The sequence below is a fragment of the Pseudomonas lalucatii genome, assembly GCF_018398425.1.
Taxonomy (GTDB): Bacteria; Pseudomonadota; Gammaproteobacteria; order Pseudomonadales; family Pseudomonadaceae; genus Aquipseudomonas; species Aquipseudomonas lalucatii.
Genome location: NZ_JADPMV010000001.1, coordinates 1,729,679 through 1,749,673, shown reverse-complemented (window position 1 = coordinate 1,749,673; position 19,995 = coordinate 1,729,679). Strand labels below are relative to the sequence as shown.

Annotated in this window: 20 protein-coding genes and 1 pseudogene; 5 read left to right on the top strand and 16 right to left on the bottom strand. The window is 69.5% G+C overall.

All coding sequences use genetic code 11. The features are described 5' to 3' along the window. Window positions 1-51 precede the first annotated feature (51 nt). From I0D00_RS07915 to I0D00_RS07885, 7 genes are all read right to left on the bottom strand, one after another. Window positions 52-870: an ABC transporter substrate-binding protein gene (locus I0D00_RS07915; protein ID WP_213639187.1), complete on the bottom strand. Its 819-nt coding sequence runs from the start codon at window positions 868-870 to the stop codon at window positions 52-54. Window positions 871-1,318: 448 nt separating this feature from the next. Continuing rightward, window positions 1,319-2,074, bottom strand: coding sequence for an AraC family transcriptional regulator (locus I0D00_RS07910; protein ID WP_213639186.1), 756 nt, complete (start codon window positions 2,072-2,074; stop codon window positions 1,319-1,321). An 80-nt stretch (window positions 2,075-2,154) separates the two neighbouring features. Next, a complete protein-coding gene (locus I0D00_RS07905) occupies window positions 2,155-3,423 on the bottom strand; it encodes an NAD(P)/FAD-dependent oxidoreductase (protein ID WP_213639185.1) in 1,269 nt (422 codons plus the stop codon). Continuing rightward, the gene (locus I0D00_RS07900; protein WP_213639184.1) at window positions 3,420-3,656 is read right to left on the bottom strand and encodes a (2Fe-2S)-binding protein; all 237 of its coding nucleotides are present in this window, start codon (window positions 3,654-3,656) and stop codon (window positions 3,420-3,422) included. The genes I0D00_RS07905 and I0D00_RS07900 overlap by 4 nt, the downstream gene beginning before the upstream one ends. Beyond that, complete coding sequence (locus tag I0D00_RS07895) at window positions 3,653-4,774, bottom strand: NAD(P)/FAD-dependent oxidoreductase (RefSeq protein WP_213639183.1); 1,122 nt, start codon at window positions 4,772-4,774, stop codon at window positions 3,653-3,655. The genes I0D00_RS07900 and I0D00_RS07895 overlap by 4 nt, the downstream gene beginning before the upstream one ends. Further along, window positions 4,771-5,706, bottom strand: coding sequence for a 4-hydroxyproline epimerase (locus I0D00_RS07890; RefSeq protein WP_213639182.1), 936 nt, complete (start codon window positions 5,704-5,706; stop codon window positions 4,771-4,773). Before I0D00_RS07890 ends, I0D00_RS07895 begins: the two co-directional genes overlap by 4 nt. A gap of 109 nt (window positions 5,707-5,815) precedes the next feature. Beyond that, complete coding sequence (locus tag I0D00_RS07885; protein ID WP_215730800.1) at window positions 5,816-6,037, bottom strand: hypothetical protein; 222 nt, start codon at window positions 6,035-6,037, stop codon at window positions 5,816-5,818. Window positions 6,038-6,189: 152 nt separating this feature from the next. Between I0D00_RS07885 and I0D00_RS07880 the strand changes: the two genes are divergently transcribed. From I0D00_RS07880 to I0D00_RS07870, 3 genes are all read left to right on the top strand, one after another. After that, a complete protein-coding gene (locus I0D00_RS07880; RefSeq protein WP_213639180.1) occupies window positions 6,190-6,957 on the top strand; it encodes a ParA family protein in 768 nt (255 codons plus the stop codon). A gap of 70 nt (window positions 6,958-7,027) precedes the next feature. Beyond that, the gene (locus I0D00_RS07875) at window positions 7,028-7,828 is read left to right on the top strand and encodes a CHAD domain-containing protein (protein ID WP_213639179.1); all 801 of its coding nucleotides are present in this window, start codon (window positions 7,028-7,030) and stop codon (window positions 7,826-7,828) included. Window positions 7,829-7,976: 148 nt separating this feature from the next. Further along, on the top strand, window positions 7,977-8,318 hold the full coding sequence (locus I0D00_RS07870; RefSeq protein ID WP_213639178.1) for an FKBP-type peptidyl-prolyl cis-trans isomerase: 342 nt from the start codon (window positions 7,977-7,979) through the stop codon (window positions 8,316-8,318). Between the two features lie 50 nt (window positions 8,319-8,368). Here I0D00_RS07870 and I0D00_RS07865 read toward each other — a convergent pair whose 3' ends face one another. Further along, window positions 8,369-9,043 carry a GntR family transcriptional regulator gene (locus tag I0D00_RS07865; RefSeq protein WP_420850802.1) on the bottom strand — a complete coding sequence of 225 codons (675 nt, stop codon included), beginning with the start codon at window positions 9,041-9,043 and terminating at the stop codon, window positions 8,369-8,371. A 141-nt stretch (window positions 9,044-9,184) separates the two neighbouring features. Here I0D00_RS07865 and I0D00_RS07860 point away from each other — a divergent pair, with 141 nt between their 5' ends. Next, window positions 9,185-9,472: a PA4642 family protein gene (locus I0D00_RS07860; RefSeq protein ID WP_213639176.1), complete on the top strand. Its 288-nt coding sequence runs from the start codon at window positions 9,185-9,187 to the stop codon at window positions 9,470-9,472. 60 nt (window positions 9,473-9,532) lie between these two features. Here I0D00_RS07860 and I0D00_RS07855 read toward each other — a convergent pair whose 3' ends face one another. The 7 genes and pseudogenes from I0D00_RS07855 to I0D00_RS07825 form a co-directional block, all read right to left on the bottom strand. Next, the gene (locus I0D00_RS07855; protein ID WP_213639175.1) at window positions 9,533-10,864 is read right to left on the bottom strand and encodes a DUF58 domain-containing protein; all 1,332 of its coding nucleotides are present in this window, start codon (window positions 10,862-10,864) and stop codon (window positions 9,533-9,535) included. A gap of 22 nt (window positions 10,865-10,886) precedes the next feature. Next, a complete protein-coding gene (locus I0D00_RS07850) occupies window positions 10,887-11,942 on the bottom strand; it encodes an AAA family ATPase (protein ID WP_213639174.1) in 1,056 nt (351 codons plus the stop codon). Continuing rightward, on the bottom strand, window positions 11,939-13,135 hold the full coding sequence (locus I0D00_RS07845) for a DUF4350 domain-containing protein (protein WP_213639173.1): 1,197 nt from the start codon (window positions 13,133-13,135) through the stop codon (window positions 11,939-11,941). Before I0D00_RS07845 ends, I0D00_RS07850 begins: the two co-directional genes overlap by 4 nt. Beyond that, complete coding sequence (locus tag I0D00_RS07840; protein ID WP_213639172.1) at window positions 13,132-14,700, bottom strand: DUF4129 domain-containing protein; 1,569 nt, start codon at window positions 14,698-14,700, stop codon at window positions 13,132-13,134. The genes I0D00_RS07845 and I0D00_RS07840 overlap by 4 nt, the downstream gene beginning before the upstream one ends. Then, window positions 14,687-15,667, bottom strand: coding sequence for a stage II sporulation protein M (locus tag I0D00_RS07835; RefSeq protein WP_213639171.1), 981 nt, complete (start codon window positions 15,665-15,667; stop codon window positions 14,687-14,689). Before I0D00_RS07835 ends, I0D00_RS07840 begins: the two co-directional genes overlap by 14 nt. Further along, window positions 15,664-16,385 (bottom strand): annotated as a pseudogene (locus tag I0D00_RS07830) (RDD family protein). The gene I0D00_RS07835 and the pseudogene I0D00_RS07830 overlap by 4 nt, the downstream one beginning before the upstream one ends. Window positions 16,386-16,489: 104 nt before the next feature. Then, complete coding sequence (locus tag I0D00_RS07825; RefSeq protein ID WP_213639170.1) at window positions 16,490-17,251, bottom strand: hypothetical protein; 762 nt, start codon at window positions 17,249-17,251, stop codon at window positions 16,490-16,492. Window positions 17,252-17,418: 167 nt separating this feature from the next. On the opposite strand from I0D00_RS07825, the gene sbcB reads away from it, so the two are divergent. Continuing rightward, window positions 17,419-18,846 (top strand): exodeoxyribonuclease I, encoded by a 1,428-nt coding sequence (gene sbcB, locus I0D00_RS07820; RefSeq protein ID WP_213639169.1) that lies wholly within the window; start codon window positions 17,419-17,421, stop codon window positions 18,844-18,846. 430 nt (window positions 18,847-19,276) lie between these two features. On the opposite strand, the gene mvaT is transcribed toward sbcB, so the two are convergent. After that, window positions 19,277-19,651 carry a histone-like nucleoid-structuring protein MvaT gene (gene mvaT / locus I0D00_RS07815; protein WP_213639168.1) on the bottom strand — a complete coding sequence of 125 codons (375 nt, stop codon included), beginning with the start codon at window positions 19,649-19,651 and terminating at the stop codon, window positions 19,277-19,279. Between the last annotated feature and the right edge of the window lie 344 nt (window positions 19,652-19,995).

Here is a 19,995-nt window from a genome sequence, read left to right as displayed (position 1 = left end):
GGGGCCGCACGTCGATTGGTGGGTTTGGGTTCAACGCGGGCGTTGCGCCACTCAGTAGTACACGCCCGGTACGGCCAGGTTGGCCGGGGTGACCTGCTCGCCGACCCACTTGTTCCACAGCTCCTGGTAGCGACCGGTGCGCACCTGCTGGTTGATGAACAGGTTCATGTAGTTGAGCAGGCCGTACTCGTTGCGCTTGGCCGCCAGGGACACGTAGTCGATGGTGTAGGGCGCGTCGCCGGCAATCTTCAGGCCCTTGTACTTGCCGGACTTGAGGGTCGAGGCGGCGACGGTGTTGGTCACCACGGTGGCATCGATATGCCCCTGGGTGACGGCGAGGATGGTGTCGTTGAGGCTCTGGTAGGCGCGGAAGCTGCCGCCGCCCCAGCTCTTCACGTCTTTTTCCAGGGCAATGGCCTCGTAGGTGCCGCTGGTGTTGCCGACCGGGCGGCCCTTGAGGTCCTGGTAGCTGTTGATGCCGCTGTCGTCGCGGGTCAGCACGACCATCTGGAAGGCGAAGTAGGGCACGGTCATGCCGACCGTCTTGGCCCGTTCCAGGGTGTCGGAGGTGGAGGCGACGATGACGTCGGCACGGCCGGAGATCAGCGCCGGGATGCGGTCCGGGAAGGGGGTCTCGACCACCTCCGGGGTGACGCCGAGGATCTTCGCCAGGTCGGCGCAATAGTCGACGTCGAAGCCGGCGGGGTTGTTGCCTTCGTCACGGAAGCCCATGGGCGGGAAGTCCAGGGTCACGGCGCAGCGCAGCTTGCCGGACTCGATGATGTCGTCGAGTTTGTCGGCCTGGGCCTGGCCGATCAGGGCGGCGCTCAGGACAGCGGTGAGGGCTACGGCAGTTGTTGGTTTTTTCATAGGGGCCTCGTGGTCGGGTGGGGTCGAGCGGTCTATGTGGATATCGTCTTTCGTACTGATGATTTCGTATACGATATTTTATATGCACTGGCTGTGCCAATGCTCGACCTCGGCGAGTCGGGGCTGTCACGGGGCGCCGGCTGTCGAGCTGCAGCCCGCTGTTCATGCATGTCGCAGCTGACAACGCTGAGGTCGCAGTGGCCGCTGCTTGGTGCTCAGGTCGCGCTCGGCGAGGGGGAGAGGAGGACGGCGGTGTCACAGAAGGAAGCAGGGTGGGTAGAACCGCACCCTTGGGCGACACGGGGTAACAGTCGACGAAACGACGACAAAGCCCCGGGGCCGCCTCGCCATCATCTATCGCCCGATTACATGCGGTTGTTCTGAGTAGGGTGCGCCATGCGCACCATTTGCCGCCGGGGTGCGTGCTGGCTGGTGGGCGCGTCGCACCCTACGGGCTGCGCTGGCGCTCGCGGTACTGGCTGGGAGAGAGGCCGGTGAGGGCCTTGAACTGGCGGCTGAAGGCGCTGTGGTCGGTGTAGCCGCAGCGCAGGGCGATCTCGGTGATCGGCCGCTCGCCGGTCAGCAACCGGGAGGCGGCGCCCAGGCGCGCGCGGTGGATCATCTGCCTTGGGTTGAGGCCGAAGATGCGCTTGCACAGGCGTTCCAGCTGGGCGACGGACAATCCGGCGATGGCGCACAGCTCTTTCACCGCGATGGGCTGGGCAAAGTGCTGGCGGATATGCGCGTCGACCGCCGCCAGCTTCTGGTAGGCCGGGTGGCTGGCCTGGGGCGCCTGCAGGTCGGCGGAGATGCCGGCCATGCCGATGATGGCGCCGTCGCGGTTGCGCAGGGCCAGCTTGTGGGTCAGGCACCAGCCTGGCTGGCGGCCGGGGTAGAGGTGCAGTTCCAGCTGGTCGCTGAGCTGGCTGCCGCTCTCCAGCACGCGGCGATCCTGCTCGGTGTAGAGCGGGCCGAAGCGTGAGGGGAAGACCTGCTCGGCGGTCTTGCCGAGCAGCGCCTGGCGCTCCTTCAGGGCGCAGCGCTGGACCAGGGTCTGGTTCACCAGCACGTAGCGCGCCTCGGTGTCCTTGATGAAGAACACCAGGTCCGGCATGGCATCGAGCAGGGGGGCGATCTGCTGCAGGCTGCCGAGCAGTTCGGGCAAGTCCTGTGGGGTGGGCAGTGGCAGGGCATCGAACAACATGGGTCGGCTGGGTCCGGGCAGGGCAGAGGGCTGCGGCTGCCACGGCGGCCGCGGCCCTACTCTACGGTGCGCTGGCGCCTTCAGGGAAGCGGCGCATCCTCGGCCGCGTCGGCCAGCTTCGCCAGACTGTCGATGCGCGCCGGCGAAAAGGGCGGACGCGGTGTCGGCGCCGGCCAGCCGAACAGGAATTGGCTGGCCGCGCCACACACCCGCCCTTGGCAGGCGCCCATGCCACAGCGGCTGTGCAGCTTGGCATCGACCCAGCCGCTGCGCCCGGCGACTTCGGCGTAGGCCACGTCCTCGCAGCGGCACACCAGGGTGTCGGCATTCGCCAGCTGCTTGAGCCTCGCATCGAGGGCAAAATGCCGACCGAGTTGCCCGGCGAAGGCCTGCCATCGGCGACGTCGCGGCCACAGGGCGCGGGCCGCGGCCCGCTCGTCGACCGCGGCGTGACCGGCGATGGCGCCCTCGACCAGGGCCAGTTCGCTGCCGCCGAAACCGGTGCATTCGCCGGCGGCGTAGTGGCCGTCCCGGCTGCAGGCCTGCCAGTCATCCACGGCTATGCCCTGGCCGTCGAGGCGGCACTCCAGGGCCTGGCCCAGCTGGGTATTGGGAATCAGGCCGAAGCCGCAGGCCAGGCGCTCGCAGGCCATTTCCACCACCTTGCCGCCCTGGCTCAGGCGCACGCCTTCCAGGCGCTCGTTGCCGAGAGCGGCCAGCACGAAGCTGGCGCTGCGGTAGCGGCGATCGAACAGTTGGGCGGCCTGCAGCAGCTTGCCCGGCCAGCGCGGCAGCTGCAGGGCGAAGGCGGCCAGGGCCGATAGTGGCGCCTGTTCGGCGATGCGCAGAATCTGTGCGCCGGCCTGTTTCGCGGTGGCGGCGCTGGCCAGCAGCAGCGGGCCGCTGCCGGCGATCACCAGGCGCTCGCCGGCCACCGGCACGCCGCCCTTGATCAGGGCCTGCAGGCCGCCGGCGCCGGTCACCCCGGGCAGGGTCCAGCCGGGAAAGGGCAGCAGCAGTTCGCGGGCGCCGGTACAGAGGATCAGCTTGGAATAACGAGCGCACCAGGCGCAGGTGTCATCTTCCAGCAGCAGCCGGTGCGGGCCGGCGATGGCCACTACCCGGGTCGAGTGGAACAGCTGGATATTGCCCGCCGCCGCCAGTGCCTCCCGCATCTGCCGGGCGATGGCCGGCAGCTGGGCCAGCACGTCGTCGCGCCAGATCTGCCCGCCGGGCGCCGGGTTGTCGTCGATCAGGCCGATGCGTGCGCCACTGGGCGCGGCGGCCAGGGCCGCCGCCATGCCGGCGGGGCCGGCGCCGATGATCAGCAGGTCGAAGTCGCGGGTCATGGCCGGGTCTCCACCCGCATGCCGGGCTGGCACAGGGTCTGGCAGGCCAGGCGGCGCCGGCCGTCGATGCTGACCCGGCACTCCTGGCACACGCCCATGCCGCACAGTGGCGCGCGGCGCTGGCCGCCGACCGCGGTGCGGCTGCAACCGTCGCCGCCCAGATACAGGGCGGCCGCGACGGTACTGCCGGCGGGTACCCGGATCGTCTGGCCATCGAGGTTGAGTTCGATCATGGGGCTGGCTCCAGGGGGACGGCGGTGTGGACGAAGCGCTCGGGGCGGTAGGGGGCGGGGTCGATGGCCGGGCGCTCGCCGAACAGCTGGGCGGCGAGAAGGCGGGCACTGCCCGGCGCGGTGGTGACGCCGAGGCCCTCGTGGCCGACCGCCAGCCACAGGCCGGCCTGCTGCGGATGCTGGCCGAGCAGCGGCAGGCCGTCGGGGGTGGCGGCGCGAAAACCGGTCCAGCTGCGGATGGCATTCATCCCGGCCAGCGCCGGCAGGTAGTCGAGGGCGCGGCGCAGCAGGCGCGCCAGCACCGGCCCCTCGACCTGGGGATCGAGGCTGTCGAACTGCCGCGAGGAGCCGAGCAGGATCTGCCCGGTCGGCCGCGGCTGGGCGTTGAAGGCCACCGAGGTGCCGCTGTCGGCGTGGGCACTGGCGGCGTAACCCAGCTCGACCAGTTGGTGCTGGATACGGCCGGGGTAGCGGTCGGTGATCAGCAGGTGGCCCTTCTTCGGGCGGATCGGCAACTCCGGGCACAGCTCGCTGGCGTGGATGCCACCTGCCAGCACCACGAACTGGGCCTGCAGCCATTGGCCGCCGGCCAGGCGCACGCGGTTGCCGTCGACTTCGCCGACCTGCGCGTGGCGCAGCTGAATGCGTCCGCCGCCCTGGGCGAGCAGCCAGCGCGCGGCGTTCGGCGCATAGACGATGCTGTCGCCGCAGACCTTCAGCGCCCCGGCCAGATCCCGGCGCAGCATCGGCTCGGCCTGGCGTAGGGCCTCGGCGTCGAGCATCTCGCAGGCAATGCCCTGGGCGCCGAGGACCTCGCGCTTGTGTTCGGCCGCCAGCAGCTCCTCGCGGTTGGCCGCCAGCCACAGGGTGCCGCAGTTGCTGTAGGCACAGTCGGCGTCGAGCTGCGGCGCCCATTGGCGCCACAGCTCGATGGAATAGCGGCTGAGGGCCAGTTCCGCCGGGTTGTCGTCCATCGCCACCAGGTGGCCCATGCCCACCGCGGTGGCGCCGCCGCGCTGGCTGTCGAGCACCAGCACATCCAGGCCGCGGCGGGCGAACTCATGGGCGCAGGCGCTGCCGACGATGCCGGCGCCGATGACGATGACCTCGGCATTCATCCGCGGATGCCCCAGGCGAAGGGATCGTCGTCCTCCAGCAGCAGGGTCGCCTCGGCGCTGATGTGGGCGCGGCCGCGGATGGTCGGGATGATGCGGCGCGCGTCCTGCCACTGGTAGCTGGCCTCGAACTGGCTGCCGATCACGCTGGCCTGGCGCCACAGGGCGCCGGGCGCCAGCTTGCCGTCGGCGGCCAGGCAGGCCAGCTTGGCGCTGGTGCCGGTGCCGCAGGGCGAGCGGTCGTAGGCCTTGCCGGGGCACAGCACGAAGTTGCGGCTGTCGGCGCTGTCGTCTTCGGCGAACAGCTCGATATGGTCGATCTCGCCGCCGTCCTCGCCGCGGATGCCCTGGGCCTCCAGGGCCTGGCGCACGGCCCAGCAATAGGCGGTCAGCGCCTCCAGGTTGTCGCCGGCGACGCGCTGGCCGTGCTCGGCGATCAGGAAGAACCAGTTGCCGCCCCAGGCGATATCGCCGGTGACGCTGCCGTATCCCGGCACATTCAGGGACACCGCCTGGCGGTAGCGGTAGGCCGGAACGTTGCGCACGCTGACCGAGCGATCCTGATGCAAGGTCGCCTGCACCGTGCCCACCGGGGTCTCGATGCGGTGCAGGCCCGGCCGGATGCGCCCCAGGTGGGCCAGGGAGGCGACCAGGCCGATGGTGCCGTGGCCGCACATGCCCAGATAACCCGTGTTGTTGAAGAAGATCACCCCGGCGCAGGCCGTGGGATCGACCGGCGCGCAGAGCAGCGCGCCGACCAGCACGTCGCTGCCGCGCGGCTCCAGCACGCAGGCGGCGCGCCAGTCGTCGAAACCCTCGGCCAGGCGCTGGCGGCGCTCGCCCATGCTGCCCGGGCCCAGCTCGGGAAACCCGTCGAGCACCAGGCGAGTCGGCTCGCCGCCGGTATGGGAATCGATGACGTGGATGCGTTTCATGGCGCCGGCACCTGTGCAGTAAAGGTGCCGTTAAGCCTGGCGCTTCAGGGCGGTGCCGGCTTGATGGGAATCGTGCGAGGTGATGACGAAATCGGCACAGTGCAGGGTGCTAGGCGCGGCGCAGTCCCTGACCGGCAACCTCGTCCCGGGCCAGGCGCAGCTGGGCGGCGTCCTGGTTCATGCGCTGGATCACGTTGAGCAGTTGCTGGCGCAGCAGTTCGTCGCCGATGCGCTCGGCGGCGCGCATCACCACTATGGCGGCGGCCTCGTTGTTGGCGGCCACCAGGTCCAGTGTCTTGCAGATGTGTCGGGTTGCTCGGCTCACGGGCATCGTCCTTGGGAAAGCGTGCCGGCACTCTAGAGACCGCGTGTTGCCTTTTTATGGCAGCCGGGCCGCTTCGCTCCAGAACAACCGCGCAGTCGCGTCGAGGCTGAAACATTCACGGGGTAGACTGCGGGCGCGGCTGTGGACAGGAGGGTTCGATGCGACGCGTGGTGTTCAATCAGAAAGGCGGTGTGGGCAAGTCCAGCATCGCCTGCAACCTGGCGGCGATCAGTGCGGCGGAGGGCTACCGTACCCTGCTGGTGGACCTGGATGCCCAGGCCAGTTCGACCCACTACCTCACCGGCCTGCATGGTGACGCGGTCCCCGCCGGTATCGCCGACTTCTTCAAGCAGACCCTGGCGTCCGGGCCACAGAAGGGCAAGCCACGCGCCCAGGTGCAGGAAACCCCCTTCGCCAACCTGCACCTGATCGCCGCCTCGGCGGAGCTGGGGGCGTTGCAGGCCAGGCTCGAGGCGCGCTACAAGGTGCAGAAGCTGGGCAGGCTGCTCGACCGCCTGGCGCCGGAGTACGAGCGCATCTATCTGGACACCCCGCCGGGCCTGAACTTCTACAGCCTCTCGGCACTGATCGCCGCGGACCGCTGCCTGATCCCCTTCGACTGCGACAGCTTCGCCCGGCAAAGCCTCTACCAGGTGCTGGCGGAGGTCGAGGAGGTGCGGGCCGACCACAACGAGCGCCTGGTCCTGGAGGGCATAGTGGTCAACCAGTACCAGTCCCGTGCGACACTGCCCGGCCAGCTGGTCGACGAACTGCTCGGCGAGGGGCTGCCGCTGTTGCCCGTCTACCTGATGAGTTCGGTGAAGATGCGTGAGTCGCACCAGCTGTGCACGCCACTGATCCACCTGCAGCCGACCCACAAGCTGACCCAGCAGTTCCAGGCCCTGTTCGGCTTGCTGGAGGGCTGAGCGTGGGGTGCCTCGCGGACGGGCGATCGACTATTCTGGAGCGCAAGCCAAGCCGTGACACGAGGTTGCAATGCCCGCCATCGTCGATGCAGTGGTTGCCCAGGTTCTGCGCCTCGAAGTGAGCCTGCACCACGCCCGCGCACGGTTGGCGGCGGGCACCGACGGCGAAGCCCTGCACGACCTGCGCATCGGCCTGCGGCGCCTGCGCAGCCTGCTCAAGCCGCTGCGCGGCCGGGACAGCGTGAGCGCACTGGAGCGCGCCGCCGCGGCCGTCGGCCAGCTGACCACCCCGGTGCGCGATCTGGAGGTACTGGTCGGGGAATTGCGTCGCCGCGGCCTGCATGAGGCCGCCGAGCGCCGCGAGGCCCGGCTGGCGACCCGGTATGGCGAGATCCTGCACAGCAGCGAGTTGGCGCAGCTGTTCGCCTGCCTGGATAGCTGGCCGGCGGACTGGCGCCGGGCCGAGCGCGGCGGCGAGTTGCGGCGCCTGGCGCGGCTGCTCGACAGGCGCCTGGACAAGCAGCGGGGCCGTCTGCTGGATGCCCTGGCCAACCTGCAGCACGACCCGCACCGCATCCGCCTGCTGGTCAAGCGCAACCGCTACGCGGCCGATGCCTATCCGCACCACTCGCCCCTCTCCAGGCGTGCCCGGGCCGCCCTGAAGACCGTGCAGTCGGCCCTCGGCGATTGGCACGACCGTTACCAGTGGTGCCTCAGGGCCAGCCGCGAGGCCGACCTGCAGCCGCTGCGCCAGCCCTGGCAGGCGCAGGCCGTCGCCGCGCTGCAGCAGGCCGAGGACAGGATGCTGGTGCTGGCCGGCGAGCTGTTGCGCACCCCCAGGCGTCACGCGTCCTCCCCGCGACGCCTGTGAGTACCCGCACTCCGGCACTGGCCCGGACCGGCCGGCCGCGGAAAAGCGTGGTCCTTGGCAAGGGCAGCCCCCCTTGCCAGACGCCGCGTTTCCTGCGAGAAAGCGCCGGTCGGTCGGCCTGGGGCCGGCTCCTGAGCGAGTGCGGACGATGAGCGGTGAATTGCAGGTGGTGGATTTGCAGTTGGGCGAGGGCAAGGCGGTGGTCAAGGGCGCCTTGATCAGCACCCAGTACAGCGGCTTTCTCGAGGACGGTACGCGGTTCGATTCCTCCTACGAGCGCGGCAAGCCCTTCCAGTGCGTGATCGGCACTGGGCGGGTGATCAAGGGCTGGGACCAGGGACTGATGGGCATGCGCGTGGGCGGCAAACGCAAACTCCTGGTGCCGGCCCACCTGGGCTACGGCGAGCGGGGCATGGGCGCGCGCGTTCCGGCCAACGCCAACCTGGTGTTCGAGATCGAACTGCTGGAAGTACTGACCCGGGATGACTGACCGTCCGCTGCGCGGGGCAAGCGCCGCCGCGCTGAGGTCGAGGACGGCGATCAGCTCGGCGTCGGCCGGTTCGGCAGGTGTTCGTAGAGGGTGCGGCAGACGCCGATGATGTGCTGCTCGATCAGTTCGGCGGCCTTGTCGGCGTCGCCGGCGCGGCAGGCGGCGAGGATCTCGCGATGCTCCTGGTCGGCGCGGTCCTTGCCTGCGGACAGGCTCATCTGCATGCGCAGGTAGCGCTCGACCTTGTCGTGGATGGAGCGGATCAGGTTGACCAGGAAGGGCCGCTGCGCCGGCTCGTAGAGGCAGGCGTGCAGGGCCCAGTTGAGTTCGGCCCAGCGGCCGACGTCGGTCTCGCCGATGAACTCCTGGCAGATGCGCTCGGCGCGGGCGAAGGTCTCCTCGGTCATGTTCGGCACGGCCAGGCGGATCGCCTGCACCTCCAGCAGCACCCGCACCTCGAAGATCTGCGCCAGCTCCGGCTCGGATATCTTGGTCACCACCGCGCCCTTGTTGCGCTGGAACAGCACCAGGCCCTCGGCCTCCAGGCGCTTGAGCGCCTCGCGCACGGGGATCTTGCTGACGTTGAACAGGCGGGCGACGTCGTCCTGACGGATCGGCTCGTCCTCGGCGAAGTGGCCGCCGATGATCGCCTCGCGCAGGTGCTTGGTGATGACTTCCGAGGCGGTGGGGGTGACCCCGAGGTTGGGGGCGTTGAAGCTGGGCAGTGGCAAGGCGTGGCCCCTTTGTCGGGTGGATGGCGAAGATATTGTATACGAGGGCCTGTCGGTTACGCGCCTGCGTTGAGCGTCAGGCCGTGGCGGGGGTACACTGCCGGCCCCGTGTGGCTTGGTGAGCTGGAGTGAACGATGCGCAAAGACAAGAAGCAGGTGATTGGCGAAGAGATCGGTGACGAGTCGATCAGGCTGTTCCTCGACGTGGAACCCGCCGATGCCACGCCGCCGTCGTTGCACAAGCTGATCAAGGCCTACCGCGGCCTGCGCATCGATGACTTCGAGCGCTTCCTCGGCTTCTTCGTCGAGGCCGGTTACGACCTCGACGCCAAGGATGCGCAGGGCAACGACTTCGTCGCCCTGATTCAGGATCAGCGCCAGGCCGAGCCCTATATCGAGGCGATCAAGGCGGCCCGCCGCTGATTCGCAGCCTGACGCAAAAGCCCGCTCTCATGGCGGGCTTTTTTCTGCGCGCCTGGCGGCCTACAGCACCCCGGCCTTCTTCCAGGCCAGGTAGCGGCTGACCAGCTGCGGGCCCAGTTCCCCGGGCCGGGCATCCAGCACCGGCACGTTGTGCGCGGCCAGGCGCTCGTGCAGGCCGGCGCGGGCGTTGAGGTAGTCCACCGTGCCGCAGTAGGCCAGGGCCCCCTCGAAATCCTGCACCGGCGCCTGGCGCAGGCTGTCGAGCACCTCCTCGCGCAGGCTGGCGACCAGCACCCGGTGCTGGCGGCCCAGGCGCCTGACCGCGGCGAGCAGTTCCTCGTCGTCCTCGTCGCGCAGGTTGCTCACCAGCACCACCAGGGCGCGGCGGCGCTGACGGCCGAGCAGGGTGTCGGCGGCCGCGGCGAAGTCGACCGGCTGGCCGGTGGTCTGCAGGTCGTACACGGCATTGAGCAGCACCTTGAGCTGGGCCGCGCCCTTGACCGGGGCGAGGAAGCGCTGGTGATCGCCGGCGAAGGTCGCCAGGCCCACCGCATCGCCCTGGCGCAGGGCCACGTAGCTGAGCAGCAGGCAGGCATTGAGGGCGTGGTCGAAGTGCGCCAGCTCGCCATCCTGGCTGCGCATGCGCCGGCCGCAGTCGAGCAGGAAGACGATCTGCTGGTCGCGCTCGTCCTGGTACTCGCGGGCGATCGGCGTGCCCTTGCGCGCGGTGGCCTTCCAGTCGATCTGGCGCAGGCTGTCGCCGTCGCGGAAGTCGCGCAGCTGGTGGAACTCCAGGCCCAGGCCGCGGCGCGGACGCTGGCGCACGCCGAGCTGGCTGAGCCAGTCGTCCACGGCCATCAGCTGGGCGCCGTAGAGCCGGGCGAAGTCGGGGTAGACGCGGGTCTCCCCGGCCAGCGCCAGGTAGCGCCGCGCCTGCCACAGCCGCAGCGGGCTGGGCAGGCCGATCTCGCAGCGCGGGAAGTGGAAGTGGCCGCGGCGCAGCGGGCGCACCCGGTAGGCACAGCGGGTCAGCTGGCCCGGGCGCAGTGCCACCGCCTGCGGCAGCTGTTCCCAGGCCATGCCGTCCGGCACATGGTCGAACAGCTCCAGGTGCAGCGCGCGGTCGTAGTCGTGGTGCAGGCACAGTTGCACCTCGTGCCAGCGGCCCAGCGGCAGGTTGCCCGGCAACTGGCGCTCCAGGCGCGGCGAGGGCAGGCGGCGCAGGCTCAGGGCATCGACCAGCGCCGCGCCGAGCAGCGCCAGCAGCAGGCCCCAGCAGAGCGCGGACAGACTCGGCGGCAGCGCGATCGCCAGGGCCTGCAGGGCGCCGAGCAGCAGGGCCAGGGCGAACAGGCTGGCGAGCAGGGCCAGCAGCAGGCGCGACGGCTTCATGGCGCCCCCGGGGTGGAATCGCTCATAGGCGCGGCGCCGCCACCTGGTCGAGCAGCTGGCGCAGCACCTGGTCCACCGACAGGCCTTCGATGTCCAGCTCCGGCGCCAGGCGTACGCGATGGCGCAGCACCGCCAGGGCGCAGCCCTTGATGTCGTCGGGCAGGACGAAGTCGCCGCCGCGCAACAGGGCGCGGGCACGACCGCCGCGTACCAGGGCGATCGAGGCCCGCGGCCCGGCGCCGATGGCCAGGCCCGGCCAGCTGCGGGTGGCCCGGGCCAGGCGCACGGCGTAGTCGAGCACCTGGTCGTCGATCGGCAGGTCGCTGGCGATCTTCTGGATGGCCAGCACGTCCTTGGCCTGCAGCAGGGTGCGCAGCGCGGTGACCTCGAGCATGTCGGCCTTGGTCGAGCGGGCCACCTGGCGCACCATGCGCAGCTCCTCGTCCTGCTCCGGGTAGTCCATGCGCAGCTTGAGCATGAAGCGATCCAGCTCGGCCTCGGGCAGCGGGTAGGTGCCTTCCTGCTCGATGGGGTTCTGCGTGGCCAGCACCATGAACGGCAGCGGCACCGCCAGGGGGCGGCCCTCCAGGGTGACCTGGCGCTCCTGCATGACCTCCAGCAGCGCCGCCTGGGTCTTGGCCGGGGCGCGGTTGATCTCGTCGGCCAGCAGCAGGTGGGTGAACACCGGGCCCTTGCGCAGCTTGAACTGCTCGCTGGCCAGGTCGTACACGGCGTGGCCGGTGACGTCGCTGGGCATCAGGTCCGGGGTGAACTGGATGCGCGCGAAGTCGCCGCCGAAGCAGCGGGCCAGGGCGCGCACCAGCAGGGTCTTGCCCAGTCCCGGCACGCCCTCGACCAGCACGTGGCCGCCGGCGATCAGCGCGGTGAGCACGTCGTCGATCACCTCGCCCTGGCCGATCAGCGCCTTCTGCAGTTCCAGGCGCAGGGCCTGGGCCAGCTGGCTGGCGCGCTGGCGCTGTTGCGCCGAGTTGGCCGGCGCGGCAGTGGAGGCGGGCGCCGGGGCAGGAGTGGCCGTGGCGACCGGGCTGCTCGGTTGTTCGGGGCTGTATTCGCTCATAGGGCATTCCTGAGGGCTTGCAGGTGGGCGACCTGGCGGGTGAAATCGGCGGCGGCCAGGCGCTGCTTGGGCAGCGGCCGCATGGCTTGGCTGATGGCCCGGGGCGGCTGGCGGGTCAGGCGGCTGAGCACCTGCCACTGTTCGGCCACGCCGAGGCGCTCGAATCCGGGGTGACGCTGGCGCGCGCGGCGCCGGATGTCCTGCTGCAGCCCCTGCAGCAGGCTGTGCTGGCCGCTGCGCCGCAGGAGGAAGTCGGCGCTGCCGCGCAGGTGCTCGCGCAGCTGCCGGCGGCCGGGGCTGGCCGGTAGCTGCAGCGGGCCCTGGCGCAGGCCGACATGCCACAGGCCGAGGGCGAGCAACAGGCCCAGGACCACCAGGGCCTGGGGGAAATGACGCAGCAGCAGGGCCGGCAGGCCGTCGCGCTCGGTGCGGTAGAGCAGGGTCACGGCGCTGTCCTGGGCCAGGTACCAGAGCAGCCAGGCGTTGTCGTGGTCGGCGATCCGCTCGTTGCGCCAGATCCAGGCGTCGCTCAGCACGGTGACCAGGCCGTCGCCCTGGTAGAGCTGCAGCATGTGGGTGGCCGCCGCGCTGTTGGCCCAGGCATGGGCGCGGTTCTGTGCGTCGTACAGGTGGAAGGCGGTGTCGAAGTCGATGTAGGCCGGCGCCTCCTCGTTCTCCAGGTACAGCTGGGTCAGCTGCGGGTAGCGGTTGGGCTCCTCCAGCACCTCGAGTTCCGCCTCGTCTGCTGCGTCTTCTCCGGCGGCGGCGTCGAGCTGGTCGCTCTGGTACTGTTGGATGCCCAGGCGGTCGAGCAGCAGGTCGCCGCTGGCCCCCTCGTCCTCGTCCCACAGGCGCTCGGCGACGAACAGCAGATGGCCGCCCTGGGCCGCCCAGTCCAGCAGGCGCTCGGCCTGGGCCGGGCTCATGTGCTGGCGGTCGCCGAGCAGCAGCAGGGTCTGGCCGGCGCTGGGCAGCTCCGCCAGCTGCTGCAGGCCGTCGGCGCGCCGGACCTGCAGGCCCTGACGGCGCAGGAAGTGTTCGGCGGCCAGGTAGGGGTTGGCCCTGGCCTCGGGGGCCGGGCCGTGTTCGAGGGTGTGCTGGTAGGGCTCCAGGCGAGCCAGCAGGTAGAGGCCGAGCAGGCCGACGGCCAGGGTCAGGACGGCGCCGAGGAGGAACTGGCGACGCCGGCTCATGTGCGTTCCCCGCCGGCGAACAGGCCGCGCCAGGCGGCGCACAGCTCGGCCTTGAGGGCCTCGGGGGGCAGGCGGTGGCCGTAGGCGAGGTTCTGCCAGTGGCGGGTCACTGCCTGGCTGAAGGCGTTCAGATCGTCTTGTTGCAGCCCCCGCACCAGGGCCAGCACCTCGGCCTCGGTGTGGGCGGCCCTGAGCGGCAGGCGATGATCGTGCAGCAGGCGGCTGAGCAGGGCGCGGTAGAGCAGGCCGAGGGCGGCGCGGGGCTGCTCGGCCCAGAGCCGCTCGGCCTCGCCGGCGACGTCGGCGGGCAGGCTCTGCGGGGCGACTTCCAGGCCGAACAGCTGCTGCGGCGGCGCCTGGGCGGGACGGCGTCGGGGCAGGCCGCGTCCGGCGAAGGCGGCGAACCAGTCCCGGTAACGCCACAGCAGCATGGTCAGCAGGGCGAACAGGCCGGCCCAGAGCAGCACCTCGAAGAACAGCGCGACGCCATCGAGGTGCTTCCAGAATTCCAGCAGCTTGAGGAGTTTCTCGACCAGCGCCTCGATGTCCAGTTCGCCCTGCGGCTCGGCCTGTTCCGGGGCGGCGAAACGCCAGCGGGTGACGGTTTCCCGGTGTTCGAAGGGGGGCGCGTCGAGCAGCTCGGCGATGCTCTGCTGCGCCGCCTGGCTGTTCAGCGGCTGTTCGAGCAGGCGGGCGGCCTCGGGGCCGTGCGGGTCCTGCGGGGGCAGCGGGCAGCTGCTGGCGGCCGCCAGCGCCGGGCTCGGCGCCTGCAGCAGGGTCAGGCTCAGGCCCAGCAGCAGGGCATAGGCCAGCTTGCCCAGGCGCTGGCGCAGTTGGCGGAACGCCAGCTCGAGGTCCCAGGCTTCCAGGGTCGTGCGCCGGTTCAGGTAGAGGCTGAAGCCGCAGGCGACATAGACCGGCTCCCAGAGGATCAGCACCAGGGCGTAGAGCAGGTTGGACAGGTGCTCGAGCCACAGCCAGTCGCCGCTGCTGGCCTGGATCAGGCTCTGCCAGCTCCAGTCCTGGGTGAGCTGCTGCGGCAGCAGCAGGTAGAACAGGCTGATCAGGCCGAGCCACAGGGCCAGTTCCAGGTGCACGCCGACCAGGGTCAGCCAGGTTGCCGCGGCGCTGTCGCGCCGGCCCAGCACCACCAGGCGCGCGCTGCGCGCCGGGCCGGACAGGCCCTCGAGCTGCAATACCGGCAGGTCGAAGCTGCGCGTGGGGCTGAGGCGGCGCCAGGTCAGGCTGGCCAGCAGTTGTGGCCGGAGCAGGCCGGGCAGGGCCTTGAACGCCTGGCCGAGGGTCGGCGTTTCGCCGAACAGGGCGCGGCCGAGGATATGCAGCGGCAGGCGTTCGAAGGCCGGCTTGAGCCACCAGAAGGCGAGGATCGCCCAGCCGGGATGGTCCCACAGCAGCAGGCAGAGCAGGGCGAACACCGGCAGGCTGAGCAGCGCCCAGCTGGCCATCAGCAGCCCGGCATGCCGGCGCGCCAGCAGGGTGCCGAGGTCCAGCGCCTCCCAGGCGCTGCGCGGGCGGATCACCACGCCGGCATCAGTCAGGCGCATGGCCACCTCGTCCGGCCAACCCCAGGTAGGCCAGCACCAGCAGCCAGAGTCCGGCGCCGACGGCGTACTTGAGGCTGGCGCTGGCCAGGGTCATGGACGACCAGTAGGCCTCGACGAAGGCCGCCAGCAACAGCAGCAGGATCACCCCGCCGATCAGGCGCACGCTGCGGGCGGCGGCCCGGCGCAGGGCCTCGCCCCGCGGCAGGCGGCCCGGCGCCAGCAGCGCCCAGCCGAGCTTGAGGCCGGCGGCGCCGGCCAGGGCGATGGCGGTCAGCTCGAAGGCGCCATGGCCGATGACGAAGGACCAGAAGGTCTGGCCGTAGCCGATCTGGGTCAGGTGGCCGGCCACCGCGCCGATCATCAGGCCGTTGAACAGCAGGAAGAACAGGCTGCCCAGGCCCAGCAGCAGGCCGCTGGCGAAGGTCTGAAAGGCGATGCCGATGTTGTTCATGATGTAGAAGCCGAACATCAGCCAGTCGTCGCCGGAGTCGCGCTCGGCGAAGCGGCCGAGGCGGCTGGCGTCGGGGTCGTACATCTGCTCCATGCCGCTCACCTGCTCGGCGTCCATGACGCTGTAGACCAGTTCGGGGAACAGGTACACCAGCAGCCCCATGCCCAGCAGGCTGCCGAAGAACAGCAGGCTGGCGGCCAGCACGCAGCGCCATTCGGCCCGCACCAGGCGCGGGAAACCGCCGAGCACGAAACCCAGCAGCTGGGCGCCGAGCGGGCTGCGGTGGCGATAGAACTGCTGGTGGCCGCGCAGGGCCAACTGCTGCAGCCGCTCGACCAGGTGGTTGCTGTAGCCGCGCGCCTGGGCCAGGGCCAGTTGCTGGCACAGGCGCCGGTAGGCGGCGGCGAACCCCGTGCACTGGGCGGCGTCGGCCTTGCCCCGTTCGAGTGTCGCGAGCTGGGTGGCGAAGGCCTGCCAGTCGGCCTGGTGGCGGCTCTCGAACAGGCTCTGCTTCATGTCGGCCCCAGCAGGCCGCGGGCGATGCCGTGGAGCCCTCGCTCGGCCTGCTCCGGCGCGAGCTGCAAGGGCTCGGCGAGGATCGCCGCCAGCTCGCCGCGGCGGGCGCTGGACAGGTTCTGCGCCCGCTCGGCGAAGCCGAGCAGGGCACGCTGCTCGCCCAGGCTGAGGGCGACGGGGGCCGGCAGGGGCTCGACCTCGGGCAGGCTGGGGGCGCCGGCGGGGTGTCGCGGTAGACCACCAAGGTGCCGGCGGCGAGGTCGCCGAGGCGCTTGAAGGCCGGATGGTTGAGGCAGCTGAGCACGCCCAGGGTATAGCCGAACGGCAGGATGTCGACGAAGCGCAGCAGGTTGCGGGTCAGCGAGGCGGCCCAGCCGACCGGCGTGCCGTCGTCGTGCACCACGCGCAGGCCGAGTAGCTGCTTGCCCGGCGAGCGACCCTGGTTGAGCACCTCGAACAGCACCATGTACCACCAGGTCAGCAGAAACAGCGCGATGGTCGCCAGGCCCATGCCGAACTGACCGAGCAGGCCGAGCAGGACGAACAGCGCCGCCAGCAACAGGCCGCGGATCGCCAGGTCGATGGCGAAGGCCAGGGCGCGCGGCACCAGGCCGGCGGGACGCAGGATCAGGTCGATGCCTTCCGGGGTTTCCACCCGGTAACGGGTGTCCAGCGGCGGGCTGGGTGCGCGGGACGGTGGGGGCGAGAGGAGCGACATCGGCAGACTGCGTCGAAGAAAGCCCGATGCTAGCCAGCGGCGGGCGGGGAAGCAACCGGGCCAGGCGGCGGCCCGGTGCATCGGGAGCTGGGCTGGGCGCCGCCTTACTGGGCCGGCGGCAATACACCGAAGATGGTGCGGTACAGCACGCCCATGGCGATGACGAACAGCGGGATGCTCCAGACCAGGCCGATACCCAGCGGCAGCATGCTGACCAGGGTGATCAGGCCGAGCAGCAGGAACAGGCCGAAGACCTTGAACCAGTGCTGGCCGATGGCCTTGCGCGAGGCCTCCAGGGCCTGCCAGGGCGACAGCCCGCGCTCCACCACCAGCGGCACCGCCAGCATATAGGCCACGCCCAGGTAGAGGCCGGGGAGGATCAGCAGGAGCATGCCGGCGTAGATCAGCAGCGTCATGCTCACCGCGGTGAGCATCAGCGGCAGGGTACGGCCGAAGTGGCTGAAGATCTCGTTGAAACTGATCGGCTGGTCGGCGGCGCGGCGGATGCCGACCATGTTGATCCCGGCCATGAAGGGGTAGGCCAGGGCGGACGCCAGCACGCCGATGAGCAGGTCGCCGATGATGGCCGCGACCGAGCCCTCGCTGACCATGCCGAGGATGCCGAATACGCCGCCCAGGACCAGGGAGGCGGCCAGCATCACCACATAGAACACCAGAAAACCGCCGACGATGATGCCCTTGGTGCCTTTCACCCGCTGCCAGGCCTCGCCGAGCAGCTCGCCGATGCGAAAATCGTAGCCGCGACTCAGGGCCTGCTCGATGCTGGGCACCTGGTCGCCGTCGCGGGGCTCCTGCAGGTCGCTGGTCGGTGCGGCGTAGGGGTTGGGGCTGGTGGCGTCACTCATGGGACATCCTTGTGCGCGAGAGTTGGTCGAACCGTCACTCTAGCCGCGTCGGCTCGCTACCGGCAAGGCACCGCTCGGCCCGGCGTGCACTGGCGCAAGGTTCTGCGCCGCCAAGGCCGGGGCGACTGGATGCTAGACTGCCGCGGCCACCGCAACAGGACAGCTCCGTGACCTCCATCTTCTGGTACGACTACGAAACCACCGGCATCGACCCGCGCCGCGACCGCCCCCTGCAGGTCGCCGGCATTCGCACCGACGAGAATCTCAGGGAAATCGGCGAGCCGCTGAACATCTATTGCCGGCCCAGCGACGACATCCTGCCGCACCCGGCCGCCTGCCTGGTGACCGGCATCGGCCCCGGCCGCCTGGCGGCGCAGGGGCTGAGCGAGGCCGAGTTCATGACCCGGGTGCACGGCGAACTGGCGCAGCCGGGCACCTGCGGCGCAGGCTACAACAGCCTGCGCTTCGACGACGAGGTCACCCGCTACAGCTTCTACCGCAACTTCTTCGATCCCTATGCCCGCGAGTGGCAGGGCGGCAACAGCCGCTGGGACCTGATCGACCTGGTGCGCACCGCCTATGCCCTGCGCCCGGAAGGCATCGTCTGGCCAGAGGAGGAGGGCCGCGTCAGCCTCAAGCTGGAGCGCCTGACCCAGGCCAATGGCATCGACCACGGCCAGGCCCACGATGCCCTGTCCGACGTGCGCGCGACCATCGCCCTGGCGCGTCTGCTGCGCGACAAGCAGCCCAGGCTGTACGACTTCCTGTATGGCCTGCGCAGCAAGCAGCGGGTGCTCGAGCAGGTTCGCCTGCTGCAGCCACTGGTGCATGTCTCCGGGCGCTTCGCCGGCGCGCGGCATTACCTGGGGCTGGTGCTGCCCCTGGCCTGGCATCCGCGCAACCGCAACGCCCTGATCGTCTGCGACCTGCAGGCCGACCCCGCGCCCCTGCTCGCCGAAGACGGGGAAACCTTGCGCCAGCGCCTCTATACCCGGCGCGAGCAGCTGGCCGAAGGCGAGCTGCCGGTGCCTCTGAAGCTGCTGCACATCAATCGCTGCCCGGTAGTGGCGCCGCTGAAAGTCTTGCGCAGCGAGGATATCCAGCGTCTGCAACTGGACATGGCGACCTGCCAGGCTCGGGCGAAGCGCCTCGGCGACAGCCAGGCGCAGTGGCAGGACAAACTCGCGCAGATCTATGGCGAGGAGGCGTTCGCCGCCAGCGAGGATCCGGAGCAGCAGTTGTATGACGGTTTTATCGGCGATCGCGATCGGCGTCTGTGCGAGCAGGTGCGTCGTGCCGATCCGCACGCCCTGGCTCAGGAAAGCTGGCCGTTCGACGATGCGCGTCTGCCGGAACTGCTGTTTCGTTATCGCGCGCGAAACTTCTTCTCCAGTCTGAACAGTGCCGAACAACAGCGCTGGCGGGAATTTTGTCAGCAGCGTCTGCAGCGTTCCGAGTGTGGCGCTCCTAATACCCTGACTAGTTTCGATGCGGCGCTGGCCGAGGTCTTCGCCACGGCTTCACCGCAGCAACAGGTTGTATTGAACGAATGGCGTGAGCATGTGCAGCAATTGCGTGGGCGTTATGGGCTTTAACCCGATATGGCGAGTCGCTAACACTGCCCTGGGTATTGGCGCGAATCGCTTAGTTACCCGGCTGCTTGCGTAATGCGCAGGTCAGCAGGGCCCATGAGTTGCTTTTGCTGCGGTTATGTCCCGGCTGCAGCCTGGATTTACGGTTGTGCAACTGTTCTGCATCCGGGCGCGGAGTTTGCCGTGGCCTTTTTCGAGCAGGATCGAAAGGCTCGCAGTTGAAACACAGTCGGTTAACCATGGCGTTTGTGGGCTAAAACAGGGTTATTGGGGAGAGGGCAGGCAAGCCGGTCGTTGTTCGTTGGGCCAGGCGCCGTGTTTGTGCGTCATACCCGGGAGCGCTCGCAGTCGCAGAGCCGGAGGCTCGACATAAAAAACGCCAGCAAGGCTGGCGTTTTTTATGTGCTGATATACCGCAGTAGGCGTGGGCGACTTAGCCCAGCAGCGTGGCCCAGCTTTCAACCACATCGGCGCCCCACTTGGCCTTCCACTCTTTCAGGGTCTTGTGGTTGCCGCCTTTGGTTTCGATCACTTCGCCGGTGTTGGGGTTCTTGTACTGCTTCACCTTGCGCGCGCGCTTGGTGCCGGCCGGCTTGGCGGCGCGCGCAGGCTTGCTGACTTTGGCTTCCGGGTCGAGCAGGGCGATGATGTCGCGCAGGGATTTCTGGTATTCGCCCATCAGCGTGCGCAGCTTGCCTTCGAACTCCAGTTCCTTCTTCAGTTTGTCGTCTTGCGACAGATTCTTCAGGCGCTCCTGCAGTTCTTTGATGGCTTCTTCGGTGGCGCGGTATTCGTTGATCAGCGACATGGATTTACCTTGAATTAGTAAGGGAATGACTAAGTGTCGGTAATGATAGTCAGGCACTTTTCACAAGTAAACCGCTTTGTCAGGAATTACCGCGTTGGCACATCTTTAGTTGCACATTTGGCGGGGAATTAACTCGTGGGGCCGCTGACTGACCTGGCGGCCCCTTGCCGCGGTGGCGAACCGAGGGTGAGAACTGCCATGACACAGGTTCGGCGTGGCAGTTAGCGCGCCCGCGGGGGAGAATTCGTTGTTCGGTTTATCGCGCTGGCCAGGACATAGGCAAAGCGCCCGCTGTTTTCCAGCGCCGTGCCTGGAGTGATCGACTTTGCGGAAATCGGGAATCT